General features: G+C 72.8%; 15 protein-coding genes. 9 read left to right on the plus strand and 6 right to left on the minus strand.

The features are described from left to right. The first annotated feature begins 1 nt into the window (after position 1). The 4 genes from HHX40_RS16095 to HHX40_RS16110 are packed head-to-tail and all read left to right on the plus strand — an operon-like array spanning position 2 to position 3,274. Positions 2-832: a carbon-nitrogen hydrolase family protein gene (locus HHX40_RS16095; RefSeq protein WP_259402205.1), complete on the plus strand. Its 831-nt coding sequence runs from the start codon at positions 2-4 to the stop codon at positions 830-832. Further along, entirely contained in the window at positions 829-1,911 is a 1,083-nt protein-coding gene (locus tag HHX40_RS16100; RefSeq protein WP_182881194.1) for an MSMEG_0565 family glycosyltransferase, read from the plus strand. The genes HHX40_RS16095 and HHX40_RS16100 overlap by 4 nt, the downstream gene beginning before the upstream one ends. Positions 1,912-1,921: 10 nt before the next feature. After that, on the plus strand, positions 1,922-2,542 hold the full coding sequence (locus tag HHX40_RS16105; RefSeq protein WP_182881195.1) for an HAD family hydrolase: 621 nt from the start codon (positions 1,922-1,924) through the stop codon (positions 2,540-2,542). Between the two features lie 9 nt (positions 2,543-2,551). Next, positions 2,552-3,274 (plus strand): VOC family protein, encoded by a 723-nt coding sequence (locus HHX40_RS16110; RefSeq protein WP_182881196.1) that lies wholly within the window; start codon positions 2,552-2,554, stop codon positions 3,272-3,274. Positions 3,275-3,322: 48 nt separating this feature from the next. On the opposite strand, the gene HHX40_RS16115 is transcribed toward HHX40_RS16110, so the two are convergent. After that, entirely contained in the window at positions 3,323-3,898 is a 576-nt protein-coding gene (locus tag HHX40_RS16115; RefSeq protein ID WP_310738130.1) for an NAD(P)H-dependent oxidoreductase, read from the minus strand. Positions 3,899-4,008: 110 nt separating this feature from the next. Next, positions 4,009-4,347, minus strand: a complete 339-nt coding sequence (locus HHX40_RS16120; RefSeq protein ID WP_182881198.1) for a hypothetical protein — start codon at positions 4,345-4,347, stop codon at positions 4,009-4,011. A 208-nt stretch (positions 4,348-4,555) separates the two neighbouring features. Here HHX40_RS16120 and HHX40_RS16125 point away from each other — a divergent pair, with 208 nt between their 5' ends. Together HHX40_RS16125 and HHX40_RS16130 are read left to right on the plus strand one after the other, a co-directional pair. After that, positions 4,556-5,155, plus strand: coding sequence for a hypothetical protein (locus HHX40_RS16125; RefSeq protein WP_182881199.1), 600 nt, complete (start codon positions 4,556-4,558; stop codon positions 5,153-5,155). Between the two features lie 142 nt (positions 5,156-5,297). Then, positions 5,298-5,945 (plus strand): hypothetical protein, encoded by a 648-nt coding sequence (locus tag HHX40_RS16130; RefSeq protein WP_182881200.1) that lies wholly within the window; start codon positions 5,298-5,300, stop codon positions 5,943-5,945. A gap of 27 nt (positions 5,946-5,972) precedes the next feature. Here HHX40_RS16130 and HHX40_RS16135 read toward each other — a convergent pair whose 3' ends face one another. Then, positions 5,973-7,112 carry an acyl-CoA dehydrogenase family protein gene (locus HHX40_RS16135; protein ID WP_138460871.1) on the minus strand — a complete coding sequence of 380 codons (1,140 nt, stop codon included), beginning with the start codon at positions 7,110-7,112 and terminating at the stop codon, positions 5,973-5,975. Positions 7,113-7,125: 13 nt separating this feature from the next. Further along, positions 7,126-10,572, minus strand: a complete 3,447-nt coding sequence (locus tag HHX40_RS16140; RefSeq protein WP_310738131.1) for an indolepyruvate ferredoxin oxidoreductase family protein — start codon at positions 10,570-10,572, stop codon at positions 7,126-7,128. 116 nt (positions 10,573-10,688) lie between these two features. Here HHX40_RS16140 and HHX40_RS16145 point away from each other — a divergent pair, with 116 nt between their 5' ends. Then, on the plus strand, positions 10,689-11,276 hold the full coding sequence (locus HHX40_RS16145; protein WP_220499140.1) for an Lrp/AsnC family transcriptional regulator: 588 nt from the start codon (positions 10,689-10,691) through the stop codon (positions 11,274-11,276). Positions 11,277-11,443: 167 nt separating this feature from the next. Here HHX40_RS16145 and HHX40_RS37720 read toward each other — a convergent pair whose 3' ends face one another. Continuing rightward, complete coding sequence (locus HHX40_RS37720; protein WP_182881201.1) at positions 11,444-12,988, minus strand: serine/threonine-protein kinase; 1,545 nt, start codon at positions 12,986-12,988, stop codon at positions 11,444-11,446. Positions 12,989-13,608: 620 nt separating this feature from the next. Between HHX40_RS37720 and HHX40_RS16155 the strand changes: the two genes are divergently transcribed. Beyond that, on the plus strand, positions 13,609-14,427 hold the full coding sequence (locus HHX40_RS16155; RefSeq protein WP_259403604.1) for a pectate lyase: 819 nt from the start codon (positions 13,609-13,611) through the stop codon (positions 14,425-14,427). On the opposite strand, the gene HHX40_RS16160 is transcribed toward HHX40_RS16155, so the two are convergent. Then, on the minus strand, positions 14,418-14,897 hold the full coding sequence (locus HHX40_RS16160; protein ID WP_182881202.1) for an ACT domain-containing protein: 480 nt from the start codon (positions 14,895-14,897) through the stop codon (positions 14,418-14,420). The genes HHX40_RS16155 and HHX40_RS16160 overlap by 10 nt on opposite strands. A gap of 134 nt (positions 14,898-15,031) precedes the next feature. On the opposite strand from HHX40_RS16160, the gene HHX40_RS36700 reads away from it, so the two are divergent. Then, on the plus strand, positions 15,032-16,450 hold the full coding sequence (locus HHX40_RS36700; RefSeq protein ID WP_182881203.1) for a family 43 glycosylhydrolase: 1,419 nt from the start codon (positions 15,032-15,034) through the stop codon (positions 16,448-16,450). Positions 16,451-16,580: the final 130 nt, after the last annotated feature.

Below are 16,580 nucleotides of genomic sequence, written 5' to 3' on the forward strand. Positions count from 1 at the left end.
CATGCTGCGGATCGCCGCCGCGGCCGCCCACTTCGGCCGCGACCTGGAGTTCGACCTCGCCCGCGTGGCCAAGCTGATCGCCGACGCGCGCGGCGCGGGCGCGGGGCTGCTGGTGCTGCCCGACGCCGCGCTCGGCGGCTACCTCGCCGACCTGCGCCGCCCGGACCCCGACGCGCTGCCGCCCGCGCTGAAGCCGGACGACGCGGTGATCGCCCGCGTGGCGGCGCTGGCCGCCGAGATGGTCGTGTGCGTCGGGTTCTGCGAGGACGGCGGCGACGCCCGCTACAACGCCGCCGTCTGCGTCAGCGGCGACGGCGTGCTCGGCCTGCACCGCAAGGTGCACCTGCCCGCGGGCGAGACGGCGGCCTACGCGCCCGGCGACCGGTTCGAGGCGTTCGACACCCCCGCCGGGCGGATCGGCATGCTGATCGACTACGACAAGACCTTCCCGGAGTCGGCCCGCAGCCTCGCCCTCGGCGGCGCGCAGATCCTCGCCTGCCTGTCGGCCTGGCCGACCAGCGTCACCAACCGCGCGCCGCGGATGGCCCAGGACCGGCAGTCACGCCTGTTCGACCTGTACGACCAGGCGCGGGCCGCCGAGAACCAGGTCGTGCTCGCCTCCTCCAACCAGACCGGGGTGATGGGCGGCATGCGGTTCCTCGGGCAGGCCAAGGTCGTCGGCCCGGGCGGCGACGTGCTCGCCCGCACCTGGTCCAAGGCCGGGCTCGCCGTCGCCGAGATCGACGTCGCGGCCGAGATCGACCGCGCCCGGCGCATCCTCCACCACATCCGGGAGCGCAGGCCGGACGTCTACCGGGAGACCGCCACGTGAACATCGCGCTGCTCAGCTACTCGACCAAGCCGCGCGGCGGGGTCGTGCACACCCTCGCCCTGGCCGAGGCGCTGGCGGCGGCCGGGCAGCGGGTGACGGTGTGGACGCTCGGCCGGGGCGGCGACGCCGGGTTCTTCCGCCCGGTCGAGCCCGCCGTACGGCTGCGGGTGGTGCCGTTCCCCGACATCCCCGGCGAGTCCGTCGGCGCGCGGGTGCTGCGGTCGATCGCCGTGCTGCGCGCGGCCTTCGCCCCGGCCGCCGCCGCCTACGACGTCGTGCACGCCCAGGACTGCATCAGCGCCAACGCGGCGGGCGACTGCGTACGCACGGTCCACCACATCGACCACTTCACCACCCCCGAGCTGGCCGCCTGCCACGAGCGCGCGATCGTCACCCCGTACGCGCACGTCTGCGTGTCGGCGGCGGTGGCGGCCGAACTGGAGGCCGACTGGGGCATCAGGGCCACGGTGATCCCCAACGGGGTCGCCGCCGAGCGGTTCGCGTCGGCCGACCCGGCCGCCGTCCGCGAGTGGCGCCGCCGCCTGGGGACCTACGTCCTGACGGTCGGCGGCATCGAGCCGCGCAAGGGCTCGCTCGACCTGCTGGAGGCGTACGCGCTGCTGCGCGGGACGCACCCGGACGTCCGGCTGGTGATCGCCGGCGGCGAGACGCTCTTCGACTATCGCGACTACCGGGCGCGGTGGGAGGCCCGCGCGGCGGAGCTGGGCGCCGGCCCGGTGGTCCTCGGCCCGGTGCCCGACGCCCATCTGCCGTCGCTGGTGGCGGGCGCGGACGCCTTCGCCTTCCCCTCCCTGAAGGAGGGCTTCGGCCTCGCCGCGATGGAGGCGCTCGCGGCGGGCGTCCCCCTGGTGGTCCGCGACCTGCCGGTGCTGCGGGAGGTCTTCGGCCCGGCCGCGCGCTTCGCCGCCGGTCCGCCCGCCCTCGCCTCCGGGCTTCGCGACGCCCTCGCCGGCGACGACCCCGGCAGGCGTACGGCGGGCCGGGAGCTCGCCGCCCGCCACACCTGGTCCGCCGCCGCAGAACGCCACATCGCCTTCTACACGGCACTGGCCGCGTAGGCTCTGAAGCGTGGCGGGCAGACCATTCGACGCGGTGCTGTGCGACTTCGACGGCGTCCTGAAACTGCAGGACCTGGAGCAGCAGGCGGAGATCGAGCAGGCGTACGGGGTGGAGCCGGGGACGGTGGCCCGGGTGACCGGCGCTTCGGCGCTGGTGGTCCCCGCACTGACCGGGCTCGTGACCCGCGAGGAGTGGCTGGCGTCGGCCGTGCCCGTCCTCGCCGAGCTGGTGGGCTCGGCGGCGCGGGCGGGCGCGCTGATCGACGAGTGGGTCACGGCCCGCACCTGGGCCGACGAGGAGGTGCTGGCGCTGCTCACGCGGGCCCGCGCCCGCGTCCCCGTCGTGCTCGTCAGCAACGCGACCTCCGAGCTGGCCGCCCACCTGCGTGAGCTGGAGCTGCACGACGCCTTCGATCACGTGGTGAGCAGCTACGACGTGGGCGTGGCCAAGCCCGACCGGAGGATCTTCGAGATCGCCGTCGAGCACGCGGGCGCGCCCGCGCAGCGGTGCCTGTTCGTGGACGACCGGGCCGAGAACGTCGCCGCGGCGAGCGCCCTCGGCATGACCGGCGTCCACTACCGCGTGCCGGCGGACCTGGAGGCGGCGCTGCTCCCCCTGCTGGCGGACTAGGCTCCGGTCATGGTGCGCTGGATCGTGGCCTATGTCGACCGGCCCCGTGATCGGTTCGCGGCGGGCGCGGCGTTCTGGACCGCCGTCACCGGCACCCGGCTGTCGGCCCGCCGGGGCGGCGACAGGGAGTGGGCCACGCTGCTGCCGGAGGACGGCGACGCCTGCGTGAAGCTCCAGGCCGTACGCGACGGCGGCGGCGCCCACGTCGATCTGGAGGTGGACGACGTCCGCGCGGAGGTGACCAGGGCCGTCGCGCTCGGCGCCGCCGTCGCGGCCGACCACGGCGACTGGGCCGTGCTCCGCTCCCCCGAGGGCAGGGCGTTCTGCCTCACCCCGTGGGAGGGAGCGGCCCGGCGGCCGCCCGTGTTCGCCGCCACCCGCCTCGACCAGGTCTGCCTCGACATCGCCCCCGGCGCGTACGGCGAGGAGGTGGCGTTCTGGGCGGCGCTGACCGGATGGCCCCCGCTCACCGGGTCGCTGCCCGAGTTCACGGTGCTGCGGAGCCCGGACATGCCCGTACGCCTCCTGCTGCAGCGGCTCGGCGACGGGCTGGGCCGCACCGCCCACGTCGACCTGGCCTGCGCCGATCCCGAGGCCGCCCGCGTAAGGCACGAGCGGCACGGGGCGGCGTTCGTGGCGCGCGGGCGGCACTGGATCGTCATGCGCGACCCGGCCGGCGGGGTCTACTGCCTCACCGGACGGGACCCGGAGACCGGCTCCCTGCCCGGGTGACCGCCCCCGGCTTGATTCCCGGCGGCGTTTCCGCCGCGTTCCCGGGCGTCAGGCGGCGGGGCGCAGGTGCCGCAGCGCGGCGGCGAGCCGGGCGAGCTCGGCCAGCATCGCGTCCGCCGAGCTGTCCATCACGTCGTTGGGCCGCAGGTCGCCCTCCGCGTCGACGAACTGGGTGACGAACGGGATCGAGACCGCCTCGGACACCGGCACCATCTTCAGCGTGGTGACGACCTGCTTGAGCATCTGCACCGCGCGCGTCCCGGCGGAGACCCCGCCGTAGCTGACGAACCCGACCGGCTTGTACTGCCACTCGTGGTGCAGGTAGTCGATGGCGTTCTTCAGCACCGCGTTGAAGCCGTAGTTGTACTCCGGGGTGACGAACACGAAGGCGTCGCCGCGTTCGATGGTCGCGCTCCACTCCTTGGTGTGCTGGTTGACGTACTGCCGCAGCCGGGGGTGGTGGGGCTCGTCCAGGAACGGGAGGTTCACCTCCGCCAGGTCGACGAGCTCGACCTCGAACGCGTCGTGCGCGACCGCGCGCTCCCGGAACCACCGCGCGACCGGCAGCCCCGTCCGCCCCGGTCGCGTGCTGGCTACGACGATCTGCAGAACCGGGTTCCCCACGATTCCCCCATTTAGCGCTCCAAGGGATATAACGCCCACCACGGTACGCCGTGATCGGAACGGGCGCCGACCGGGTCTCCCCATCCCGGGAGGCCCGGTGTCCTGGCGGGTTACCGGCCCGAGAACCGCTTCGCGACGTCGCGGGCCCATCGCGCGGCCTCGGCCGCCTGAGCCCCGGTCACGGGCGCGCCGGGCATCCCGCCCAGGCGCTCCACCTGCTCGGCGTAGCGCAGGTGCTCCCGGTGCGCGTGCTCGCGGCACGCGAGGCAGGTGACGCTCTCCGGACGAGGCGAGGTCATCGCGTACGGCACCTGGAGACCGCACCCGGTGGCGACGACGCTTGGCGCGTCGGGCGCGCGCCCCAGCGACGACGTGAGCAGACCGCGGTAGACGGCACCGGCCTGCATGACCTTCTGCTCGACATGGATGTGCGGGTCTGTCTCGGTCATCCGCCGCACGCACCTCCGTCCGCGTCGTCCAGGTATGAGGCTCCGGAGCGAGACTAACGCGTGGGCCCGGTGCCGCACGCGGCCGTCTTCGGCGGGCGAGGCGGCGGCCGACGACGCGGCGCCGCTGGATCTGATCGCCGCCCTCGAAGATCCGCATGATTTGGCCGATGATCCTTCTGGCGGCACGGCGACGGGGTCCAATTGAGGCATGAGCAATGACTCGGACGCCTCCTCCGGCCACCCGGCTTCCCCGCTCTCCAAGTACGGCAGGCGCCTCTTACAAGGCTTGTACAAGGCCGCGACTCTTTCTGCCATCGCATTGACCGTCGCCACCACCTATACGTTGATCGATCGGATTCCAGCTCCCGCGATCAACCCGCTGAGCCCTGTCTGGATCTTGACTGGTGCCCTCCTGTCGATGCCGTATGTCGCCCTCGGAGTTCTGGATCGGCTGCGACGTGGCCGGGACCGGCGACGACTCGACGCGGCCGCCGACGAGCCCGGCAAGCGGCTGAACGACCGGATCAGAGCAGTCAGCGACGCGTTCACCGAAGCGGCGACCCTGATGAACGAGCTCCAGCGCGATCTCAAAGCGCAGCAGGCGGCCCGCGAAGCGCTCCTCACCGAAGCCCAACGGCAGCAGAAGCTTCTTGAAGTCGACAAGGAGCAGGCCGAGAAGATCCGGGAGATTCTGATCGGCGAGACAAAGGCCACCATTCGCGCCGAACGGCGCCAGCAGCTGCTGTTCTTCGCGCTCGGCCTGGTGGCGTCCGTGCCCATAGGCGTTCTCGTCAACTGGATCAGCTGAGCCGTGGAACCGGCTTCGGATCGGTACGGATATGCGGCGACAGGGCCACTGCCTGCGGTGCTGGCCGGAACAGGACACCGGCACCCCTTGATTACCTCTCCCCCGGTGAGAAGGTGGAGTCCCCGGATCGAAGAGGACAACGATGTCACACACTCACGCTCAGGGCTCTGACGCGCGAACCCAGGCGATCGTGCGGGAACTGGCCGTAGTCCACCAGCTCGCCGCGAAGGACCATCAGGTAGGGGAACCCGGGCTGTACTCCCGGATCATAGTGATCGTCGACGGCAACATCCCTTCCCAGGACGACGATGAAAGCTGCTACCTGACCCCGGTCGCGGCGCCCAGGTCCGGCCAGGGCTACTACACCCTCACGAAGGCAGACGGTGCCAAACGTCCCGCGGGGATCAGCGAGGACGAGGCCAGGCTCTCGCAGCAGGACAGCGAGGTCACCACTCTGCTCGATGCCTACTACTGGATAACCGACCGGGGATTCGACGTCGCCGCCCAGAGCATCCAGGTCATCCTGATCAGCAACATCGGGCCGTGCACGGGCTGCCAGGCCCGTCTCCGGATCTTCCACGGTGACCTCCTCGCTGCGGCCCAGCAGACCGGGAGCAAGGTATCCATCACCGTCGATAGCGTCTACGACACCCCCGAAGCCTTCCGGAACAGGACACGGGGCAACAAGATTCCCACGACGTACGGTTATCCGGACGCGGTGAGGACGCCGTACGACATCTCGGGCCAGCAGGGAGCGTACTGGGTCTACAGGCTGCCCAGCCTCCAGTGACGGTGGCGCTTCGACCAGGTCGATGCGCTACCTGGCGAGGTGGCGGCTGATGACGAGGCGCTGGATCTGGTTCGTGCCCTCGAAGATCTGCATGATCTTGGCCTCACGCATGTAGCGCTCGACCCGGAACTCGCGCGTGTAGCCGTACCCGCCGAAGACCTGGACCGCGTCGGTGGTGACCCGCATCGCGGTGTCGGTCGCGACCAGTTTGGCGACGCTGGCCTGCCTGCTGTACGGCAGTCCGGCGTCGCGGCGGCGGGCCGCGTCGACGTAGGTGGCGCGGGCGGCGTCGACTCCGGCGGCCATGTCGGCGAGCAGGAAGCCGAGCCCCTGATGGTCGATGATCTTCTTGCCGAACGTCTCGCGCTCCTTGGCGTACGCGACGGCCTCGTCGAGCGCGGCTTGGGCGAGCCCGGTCGCGCAGGCGGCGATGCCCAGCCTGCCGGAGTCGAGCGCCCCGAAGGCGATGGAGAGGCCCTGTCCCTCCGCGCCGATGAGCCGGTCCGCCTCGATCACCGCGCCGTCCCAGTGCGCGGTGGTGGTCGGGATGGCGTGCAGGCCCATCTTCTCCTCGGGGCGGCCGAACGTCAGGCCCTCGGCCGCGCCGGGTGCGAGGAAGCAGGAGACGCCGCGCGAGCCCGGGCCGGTGCGGGCGAACAGCGCGTAGAAGTCCGCCCGGCCGCCGTGCGTGATCCACGCCTTGGTGCCGGTGATCCGGTAGCCGCCCTCGGTCTTCTCGGCCCTGCAGGTCAGGGCGGCGGCGTCGGAGCCGGCCTGCGGCTCCGACAGGCTGTAGCCGCCGATCAGCCGCCCGGCCAGCATGTCCGGCAGCAGGCGCTCCCGCTGCTCGGCCGTGCCGTACTCCGCCAGGGGGAAGCAGGCCAGCGTGTGGACGCTGACCGCGACCGCGACGGCCGCCCACCGCGCCGCGAGTTCCTCGATGACCTGGAGATACACCTCGTACGGCTGGCCGCTCCCGCCGTACTCCTCCGGATAGGGCAGGCCGAGCAGCCCGGCGGAGCCGAGCGTGGCGAAGAGCCCCTCGGGATAGGTCTCGGCGCGCTCGTGCTCGTCGACGCGGCGGGCGAGCTCCTTGTCGGCGATCTCCCGGGTCAGCTCGATCAGGTCCCGGGCGTCCTGCCCCGGCAGCAGCCGCTCGACAGTCACCGTGCCTCCCCAATCACTGTGCCTCCACGGGTGACGGGTCGTCCAGCCGGGCGAGAAGGGTCGCGGCCCGGTCGCGGAACTCGGCCACCCTGGCGAGCTTGATGCCCTCGTAGCCGCGGATCATGTCCGGCAGCGCGGCGATCTCGGCGACGGCGGCGGCGTTCGCCGGAGTGAGCCGGTCGAGGGCCCGCCGCACCAGCTCGCGGTACTCCCCGGGCAGCGTGCGCTCCACCCTGCGGACGGCGGCGTACCCGAACACGTCGGCAGCGGTGCCCCGCAGCGCGCGGGCGGCGCGCAGCCCGCGGAACACGACGCCGGCGGACCGGCGCAGCCTGATCTTCCGCTTCAGGCCCATCGCCCTGAGCAGCGGCGGATGCAGCAGCACCGACACGTCGGCGTCCGCGCCGAACTCCCGCTCACGCCTGGCGCGCTCCACCGGGTCGAGGTGCAGCCGCGCGACCTCGTACTCGTCCTTGTACGCCAGCAGCTTGTGCAGCCCCCGGGCGTACGCGATCGCGATCCGGTCGCCCGCCTTCTCCCCCGCGCGCTCGGCGGCCAGGGCGGCCACCCGGCGCACCTCGCGGGCGTACGACCCGGCGTACCCGGCGTTCTGGTATCCGGTCAGGTCGGCGGTTCGCACGGCCAGCGTGTCTTCCAGGGTCTCCTCCGCCGTCTCCTCCCGGGTCTCGTGCAGGGCCGCGGTCCCCGGGGTCGCGGCCCGGAACACGGCCCCGAACACGGCCTCGCGGTCCAGTACGGCGGCCCGGCCCCACCGGAAGGCGGCGAGGTTCGTCTCGACGGCGGCCCCGTTGAGCCCGATCGCCCGCTCGATGGCGTCCGCCGAGAGCGGCAGGCAGCCGTGCTGGTAGGCCGCGCCCACCAGCAGGAGGTTCGCGGGCATGTGGTCGCCGAACAGCGCGTCGGACAGCGCGCCCGCGTCCAGGTGGACGTTGCCGCCCGGCACGGTGGCCGACTCCAGGCGGGCGAGCGCGTCCTCGGGCCCGGGAAGCGCGGCGCGGCCGGTCAGCATGGCGGCGGTCGGCACGATCGCGGTGTTCACGACGGCGACCGTGCGTCCGGGCGAGGCGACGGCGAGGGTGCCGTCCGCGGCGGCGCCGAGCAGGTCGAAGCAGAGCAGGACGTCGGCCGCGCCCCGGGTGGCGCGCACCGAGCCCGTGATCGGGTGCGGGGAGAGGCGCACGTCGCTGACGACCGGGCCGCCCTTCTGCGCCAGCCCGGTCTGGTCGAGCCCGGCGGCGTGCAGGCCGTCCAGGTGCGCGGCCATCTGGAGGATCTGTGAGACGGTGACCACTCCGGTGCCGCCGATGCCGGGCAGCCGCAGCAGAACCGGCCGCCCGGAGAACCTCGGCGCCGGCTCGGTCAGCGCGACCGGCGGCGCGGGCACCGCGTCCCGGACCCGCGGGCGGGGCTCGACGAGCAGGAACGAGGGGCAGTCGCCCTTGAGGCAGCTCAGGTCGGAGTTGCACGACGCCTGGTGGATGCGGGTCTTGCGGCCGAACTCGGTCTCCACCGGCTGCACCGACAGGCAGGTGGACGCCTCGCCGCAGTCGCCGCAGCCCTCGCACACCCGCTCGTTGACCACCACCTTCGCCGTCGGCGTGGGCAGTTTGCCGCGTTTGCGCAGCCGCCGCTCCTCCGCCGCGCAGCGGTCGTCGTGGACCAGCACGGTCACCCCGTCGACCTCGGCGAGTTCCCGTTCCACTTCCTGGAGGTCGTCGCGGTGCCGTACGGACGCGATCGGCGCCAGCCGGACGCCGCGGTAGGTCTCCGGCTCGGGCGTGGTGACCACGATCCGGCGCACCCCCTCGGCGGCCAGCGACCGCGTGAGCGCGGGCACGTCGAGGCGGCCCTCGGCGCGCTGCCCGCCGGTCATCGCCACCGCGTCGTTGTAGAGCAGCTTGTAGGTGATCGAGACGCCGGCGGCCACGGCGGCGCGGATCGCCAGCGAACCCGAGTGGTGGAAGGTGCCGTCGCCGAGGTTCTGGGTGAAGTGCCGGTCGGAGGTGAAGGGGGCCAGGCCGAACCACAGGGCGCCTTCGCCGCCCATCTGCGTGATGCCGACCTGCCTGCCGCGCCCCTCGGTGTGGAGCGCGACCATCGCGTGGCAGCCGATGCCGGGGCCGACCAGGGTGTCATCGGAGGCGCGGGTGGAGATGTTGTGCGGGCAGCCCGAGCAGAAGTACGGCGTGCGGGCCGCCACCAGCGGAAGCAGGGGACGCACCGCGGGACGGGCGGACAGGACCACCGCGCGGCGGGGCAGCCGCTCCTTGCCGAGGCAGACGGCGAGCGCCTCGGCGACGTCCTCGGCGGAGAGGCCGCCACGGGCGGTCAGCAGCACGCGGCCGACGACGTCGGGCCGGTGGTCGGTGTCGTACAACGCCTGCTTGAGATGGCCCTCCAGGAACGGCACCTTGTCCTCGACCACCAGCACCCGGTCGAGGCCCGCGGCCATGGCCGCGAGGTGGTCGTACGCGAGGGGGAACGGCATGGCGAGCCGGATGAGCCGCAGGCCGAGGTCGTCCATGGCGGTCTCGTCCAGGCCGAGGTCGGCGAGGGCGCGCAGGACCACCGCGTAGGAGGTGCCGGACGCGAGCACGCCCGTCGTGGCCCGCGGCGCGTCGTGCGTCACCCGGTTGAGGTCGTGGGCGCGGGCGTACTCGCGGGCCAGGCCGAGCCTGCGGGTGAGCATGTCGTGCTCGGCGTCGAGCGAGGCCGGGCCGACGAGCGTGGGCGGCGCGCCGCGGGGGGTGCGGTCCGGCACGGGGACGCCCTCGCGGAGCGGCCCGAGGCCGACGGTCGCCGAGGAGTCGGCGACGTCGGTGACGATCTTCATCCCGGCCCACAGGCCGGTGGCCCGCGACAGCGCCACGGCGTGCAGCCCGAGCTCGATGATCTCCGCGACGGATCCGGGGGCGAACAGCGGCATCGACAGGCTCTGGCACATCGGCTCGCACGTGCTGGGGACGGTCGACGACTTGCTGCCGGGGTCGTCGCCGATCCAGGCCACCGCGCCGCCGAGCGCCGCCGTCCCGGCGACGTTGCCGTGCCGGATCGCGTCCGCCGCGCGGTCGAGGCCGGGGTTCTTGCCGTACCAGAAGCCGGTCACGCCCTCGTGCCGGCGGCCCGGCAGCTGGTCGAGCAACTGCGTGCCGGCGACCGCCGTCGCCGCGAGCTCCTCGTTCAGCGCGGGTCTGGCCACCACGCCCGCCTCCGCCAGGAACCGCGCGGCCCGCGCCATCTCCAGGTCGACCCCGCCGAGCGGCGAGCCGGGGTATCCGGAGACGAAGACCCGCGTGTCCAGGCCGCGCGCGGCGTCCAGGCGGCGCTGCTCAAGTGTCAGGCGGACCAGCGCCTGGACGCCCGACATCAGCACGGTGCCGCTCTCGGCGGCGTACCTGTCGTCGAGCGAGACGGGACGCGGAGACATGCTCACACTCACGCGAACCTCCTGGGCTACTGGGGGGTGACCCACAGCACAGCAATCTCCCGCCCCGTACGCAAGCACGGCGCGGCAGACGGCGGCCACGACGCAAAACTATGAAGAATCGCTCTCATATGAGTACTGTTCTTTGCGTCGGTTACGGAGGTGGCCCCATCGCGGAGATAGACGAGATCGACCATCAGGTGCTACGCCTGCTGCGCGAGGACGGGCGCAGGACCTTCTCGGAGATGGCGGCCGAGATCGGCCTGTCGGTGGCCGCGGTGAAGCGGCGCGTCGACCGGCTGCGCGAGATCGGCGTCATCACGGGCTTCACCGTGCGGGTCGACTACGCCAAGCTCGGCTGGGGCATCGAGGCGTTCACCGAACTGCGGTATCCCGGCACGACCCCGGTCGCGAAGATCATCCGTACCGCCACGGACGTGCCCGAGGTGCAGGAGGTGTTCACGATCGCCGGCGATCCGGACGCGCTCATCCACGTCCGCGTCCGGGACCTCAGCCACCTTCAGCAGGTGATCGACCGGCTGCGCCGCGCCGGCGACGTGACCGGCACCAAGACCCTGCTGGTGCTCGGCTCCTGGACCCGCGACACCGGGTCGGCCAGAGACACAGGGTCGGCCAGAGACACCCGGTCGGCCACAGACACCCGGTCGGCCACAGACACCGGCCCGGCCGGAGAGCCCGGTCGCCGCCCTCCCCGCTGACCCCTCCGGAGGCCTCGCGGGACCCCCCGCCCCCGGCATTCGCTCCCCGTATGCCCCGGCGGTTCCGGACGTCTCGCGGCTGATGCGTCACGGGGATCCCGGCGGCCGCGGCCGTGGCGGGCGTCTCGCGTCGCGGGCGTCCCGGGGATTCGGCGGCCCGGGAACGGTCAGTTCGGCCGGCCGCCGACGCCGGCGTCGAGGAAGCTCGTCAGCGGGCCGTCGGCGAGGCGGCCGTCGCGGTGCGCCTTCTGCAGCTCGCGGACCAGGTCGTAGACGCGCCTCGCGCCCTTGTCCCCCCGGCCTCTGCCCCGGTCGTGGAGGAGGTCCCTGGCCGCCTTCCTGATCGTGTCGTGCGCCCGGCGGGCCAGCCCCTGCTCGATGCCGCCCCGGCTCTCCTGCTCCTGTACGGCGTGGTCGAACGCGGCCAGCCACTCCTGATATCCCCCGTAGACGCGACGCACCGGGGTGGGGGGCGCGGGCGTGGGCCTGCCGGACGCCCGCGGCGTCGCGGGCGTCGGGCGCGGCGAGGCGGTCCGCGTGGGGGTGGGCGAGGTCTCGGCACGGGTGGTCGTCGCCGTGGGGGCGGCGGCCGTGGGCTCGCTCTGCCCTCCGGGGCCGGACAGCGCCGCCACCCCGATGACGATCACGGCCAGGCCCGCCACCGCCGCCCCCAGCCGGATGAGCGTCCGCCGCTCGGGCGACCCGCCCGCGGCCGGCGACCCGGCCGGCCCGCCGTATGGCCCCCCATCAAGTGGCCCGTGCGGCGGCCCGCCGTACCGAGGCCCGTCGAACTCCTGCCCAACGGGCGGCGGCCCGCCGAAGGAGGGCACGTCCAGCAACGCGGTGTCCCCCGCGCGGGCGCCGCCCCCTGCGGCGGGGGGCCTCGCGGCCGGGTGTGGGGCGGTGAGGGCGACGGCGGCCAGGACCTGGCGCGCGACCTCCGCTCCGGGGCGGGCGGCGGGGTCCTTGGCCAGCAGCGCCATGATCAGCCGCTCCAGCTCAGCGGGGATCTCCGGCCGATGCCGGCTCGGCGGCACCGGAGCCTGGTGGATGTGCCGGTACACCAGTTCCGGAGCCGACCCGGTGAACGGCGGCTGCCCGCACAGCAACTCGTAGCAGACGCATCCCAACGCGTAGAGGTCGCAGGCCGCCCCGGCGCCCCGGCCCTCGATCTGTTCGGGAGCCAGGTAGGCGGCGGTGCCGACGACGGCGCCCACCGCGGTGAGCCGCGCCGCCTCCGTCGCGACCTGCGCGACGCCGAAGTCGACCACCTTGAGCGCGCCGTTCGCCGTCCGGTGCAGGTTGGCGGGCTTGACGTCCCGGTGCACGACCCCGGCGCGATGCGCGGCGTCCAGGCCCGCGGCGGCCTGGCTCGTCAGGTCGCACGCCTCCGCCACGGAGTATCGGCCCCGGTCGGCCAGTTCGTCGGCCAGGCTGCGGCCGGTGAGCAGTTCCATCACCAGGTACGGCCGGGCGTCCTCCTCACCGACGTCCAGCACGGTCACCACGTTGGGGTGGACGATCCGGGCGGCGGCCCGGGCCTCGCGGGCGAAGCGCTCCCGTGACGCGACCCCGGCGACCTGCGGCGCGAGGATCTTGACCGCGACGGGGCGGTGGGCCCGCAGGTCCCGGCCCCGCCAGACCTCGCCCATCCCGCCCCGGCCGATCAGCCCCTCCAGCTCGTAACGACCGCCGAGCACGGACGGCACCACGTCCCGCACCTCCCAGCCTCGCGCACATGATCGGGAGCCAACCTATCCTCCCCGGAGGCCGGGAGAGAGCGCGTGCCGGCTCACCCTGGGACGGCGGCCCGGGTGAAGATCCCTGAAACTTCCAGAGGATCGGCCCGCGACGCGGGGCGGACCCGCCACCGCACACCGGTGGCCCGGCGCGCGCCGTACCAGTGCGGCTTCCGGGCCTGTAGCCCCGGCCCGTCAGCGCGCCGGGAGCGGCGGAGCGCACGCAGGCTTTTCGTGCCTTGACACCTTTCATGGTCGTTTTCACACTGTCCCGAGACGGCTCCCCTGCCTGGTCGGTGGTGGTGGCGGGGGTCGCCGGAAGTGGCACGCGTGCCGCGTCCGGCGACGCGGCGGGCCGTGGGTTTCACGTGCCTGGACCGTCATGTCCACGGCTCGATCAGTGTGAACCGGGCGGGAACGCCGCGCCGCGAGCACCGGAGGCGAACAGGTGACCGGATCCACGGATCCGTCGTACCCCAGCCCGTTCCTCCATCTGCGTACGGTTCACACACGCGAACAAGCCGACCGGGGGACCTCGGCCGGCACCACCGCACACGGCGGCCTCGCCTCCGTGTCCCTCACTGGAGTGTGCATTGACCACGTTCGCAAGACTCCGTACGGCGCTCTTCGCCGCCTCGGCGGCGGGGATGGCGCTGACGGCCGCTCCAGCCGTCAGCGCCTCCGCGTCGGCGGTCCCCGCCGCCGCGCCGGCGGCGGCGCGGCTGGCCTCCTGGCCGTCCCCGAGCGGCCAGCAGGCCGTCGGCGCCACGATCAGCGTCTCGGGGACGTACGACGGGAAGCTCAGGCGCTACTACGGCACCGGCGCCCTCGGCTCCGGCGGTCAGCAGGAGGGCCAGTCGCCGATCTTCAAGCTGGCCGACGGCGCCGTGCTGAAGAACGTCGTCCTCGGCTCCCCCGCGGCCGACGGCATCCACTGCACGGGCACCTGCACGCTGCAGAACGTGTGGTGGGAGGACGTCGGCGAGGACGCCGCGACCTTCAAGGGCACCTCGTCGTCGCAGACGATGACCGTCGACGGCGGCGGCGCGAGGGCGGCCAGCGACAAGGTCTTCCAGCACAACGGCCCGGGCACCATGGTCATCAAGAACTTCCAGGTGCAGAACTTCGGCAAGCTCTACCGGTCGTGCGGCAACTGCTCCAAGCAGTACAAGCGCAACGTCGTCATCCAGAACGTGACCGCGACCACGCCGGGCAAGGTCCTCGCCGGCATCAACACCAACTACGGCGACACGGCGCGCTTCTCGCAGATCACGATCGTGAACGACGGAAGCAGGAAGGTCGTCGTCTGCGACAAGTACAAGGGCGTGACCAGCGGGGAGCCGACGCGGATCGGCAGCGGCGCCGACGGCGTCAACTGCCTCTACTCGTCGTCGGACATCGTCTACCGGTAGACCCGGTCCGCGCCCTCCATGACGTCCATGACGTCCGGTCCCGGCGGCGGCTCCCCTTCCCGCCGCCGGGGCCGGCCCGACCGTCGCGACAGGTCCTCCAGCAGGCGCACCGCCCGGGCGGCCTGCCGGTACGGCACGAAGAGGTGATCATGGTGGAAACCGGCGACGACGTTGCAGCTCAGGCCCGCCGCGGCGAGCTCCCGCGCGACGGCGGCGGTCAGCCCGACCGCGTCGAGCGCCGAGTGGACCCCCAGCGTGATCCACCCCGCGACGTAGTCGTACTTCAGTCCCGCCGCGTCGGCGTCCCGCTGCGGCACGACCAGCGTGAGCCCTTCGTCCTCCGCCACCGTGACGACGGGACGGACCCCGGGCGGGATCTCGCCGTCGACGGTGGTGAACACGTAGCGCCCCGGATTCGGCCGCGGGCGCATCGTGGTCAGCAGTTCACGCAGGTCGGTCTCGCCGCTCACGATCCGCAGCCTACAAGCGCGCCTCACCGGGCCACCGGTCATGAGCACGAGCTCACGAGGCGGTCCGGCCGCCGCACATGGGGGCTCCGGCATTCACGCATCGATGTGTTAACGCTAACAATGGGAGGTTTCCGATGAACACCCGTTCACCGGTGCGCGGCGCTCTGGCGTCGGCGCTCACGTTGCTCCTGGCCCTGGGCCTCGGGCTCGTCCTGACCGGCCCGGCCCGGGCGGCGACGATCGACACGAACGCGTCGTACGTGCTGGTCAACCGCAACAGCGGCAAGGTCCTGGACGTCTACAACTGGGCCACCAACGACGGCGCGCCACTGGTGCAGTACTCCCGCAACGACGGGGCCTGGCAGCAGTGGCAGTTCGTCGACTCCGGCGGCGGCTACTACCGCCTCAAGTCGCGGCACAGCGGCAAGGTCGTCGACATCTCCGGCCGCTCGACCGCCGACGGGGCCGACGTCATCCAGTACACCGACAAGAACGCCACGAACCAGCAGTTCCGGGTCGTCGACACCGACAGTGGCTACGTCAAGCTCATCAACCGCAACAGCGGCAAGGCCCTCGAAGTCTGGGAGTGGTCCACCGCCGACGCCGGCCGCATCTCCCAGTACACCGACCTCAACGGCGCCAACCAGCAGTGGCAGCTCGTCAAGCTCGTCGCCTACCCCGACCCGGGCTACGTCACCGGTGACGTCGGCGCGCACGACCCCGAGGTGACCAAGAAGCCGGACGGCTCCTACCTGCTCGCGTACACCGGCGACAACATCGCGCTCAAGACCTCGACCGACCGGACCGCCTGGCGCAACGCGGGCGTGGCGTTCCCCGGCGGGGCCTCGTGGACCCATGCCTACACCAACGGCAGCAACACGCTGTGGGCGCCGGACATCACGTACCTCAACGGCAGGTACTACATGTACTACGCGGCCTCGACCTTCGGCTCCAACCACTCGGGGATCTTCCTGGCGACGAGCACGACCGGGGCATCGGGGTCGTGGACGAACCAGGGCCTGGTCATCGAGTCGAACACCTCGGACAACTGGAACGCCATCGACCCCAACCTCGTCGTCGACGACCAGGGCCGCTGGTGGCTCGACTTCGGCTCGTTCTGGTCGGGGATCAAGATGGTCCAGCTCGACCCGGCGACCGGAAAGCGGCTGAACAGCACCGTTCTCAGCATCTCGGGCCGTAACGGCGGTGCGACCGAGGCGCCGTTCATCTACCGGCACGGCGGCTACTACTACCAGTTCGTCTCCTTCGACCTGTGCTGCAAGGGCGCGTCGAGCACGTACCGGATCATGGTGGGCCGCTCCACCTCGGTCACCGGCCCGTACGTCGACCGCAACGGGACCGCGATGACCTCGGGAGGCGGCACGCAGGTGCTGGCCGGGCACGGGAGCATCCACGGCCCCGGCCACCAGGCCGTCCTCGCCGACAACGACGGGGACATCCTCTTCTACCACTGGTACGCCGACGACGGATCCTCGCGTCTCGGCATCAACAAGCTCGGCTGGGACAGCGCGGGCTGGCCCTACGTCTACTGACCGACCGATCGCATCGGCCACCCCTCGCGACGACGTGCGCCGGCGGCGGGCACGGCGGACGTCTGCCGCCACTGTGATCGCCTCCCGGCGGGCGCGTCAAGAGGGGTGGGCCCGCGACGGCCGCGGTCGT

The organism is Microbispora sp. H10949, assembly GCF_014161435.1.
Lineage (GTDB): Bacteria > Actinomycetota > Actinomycetes > Streptosporangiales > Streptosporangiaceae > Microbispora > Microbispora triticiradicis.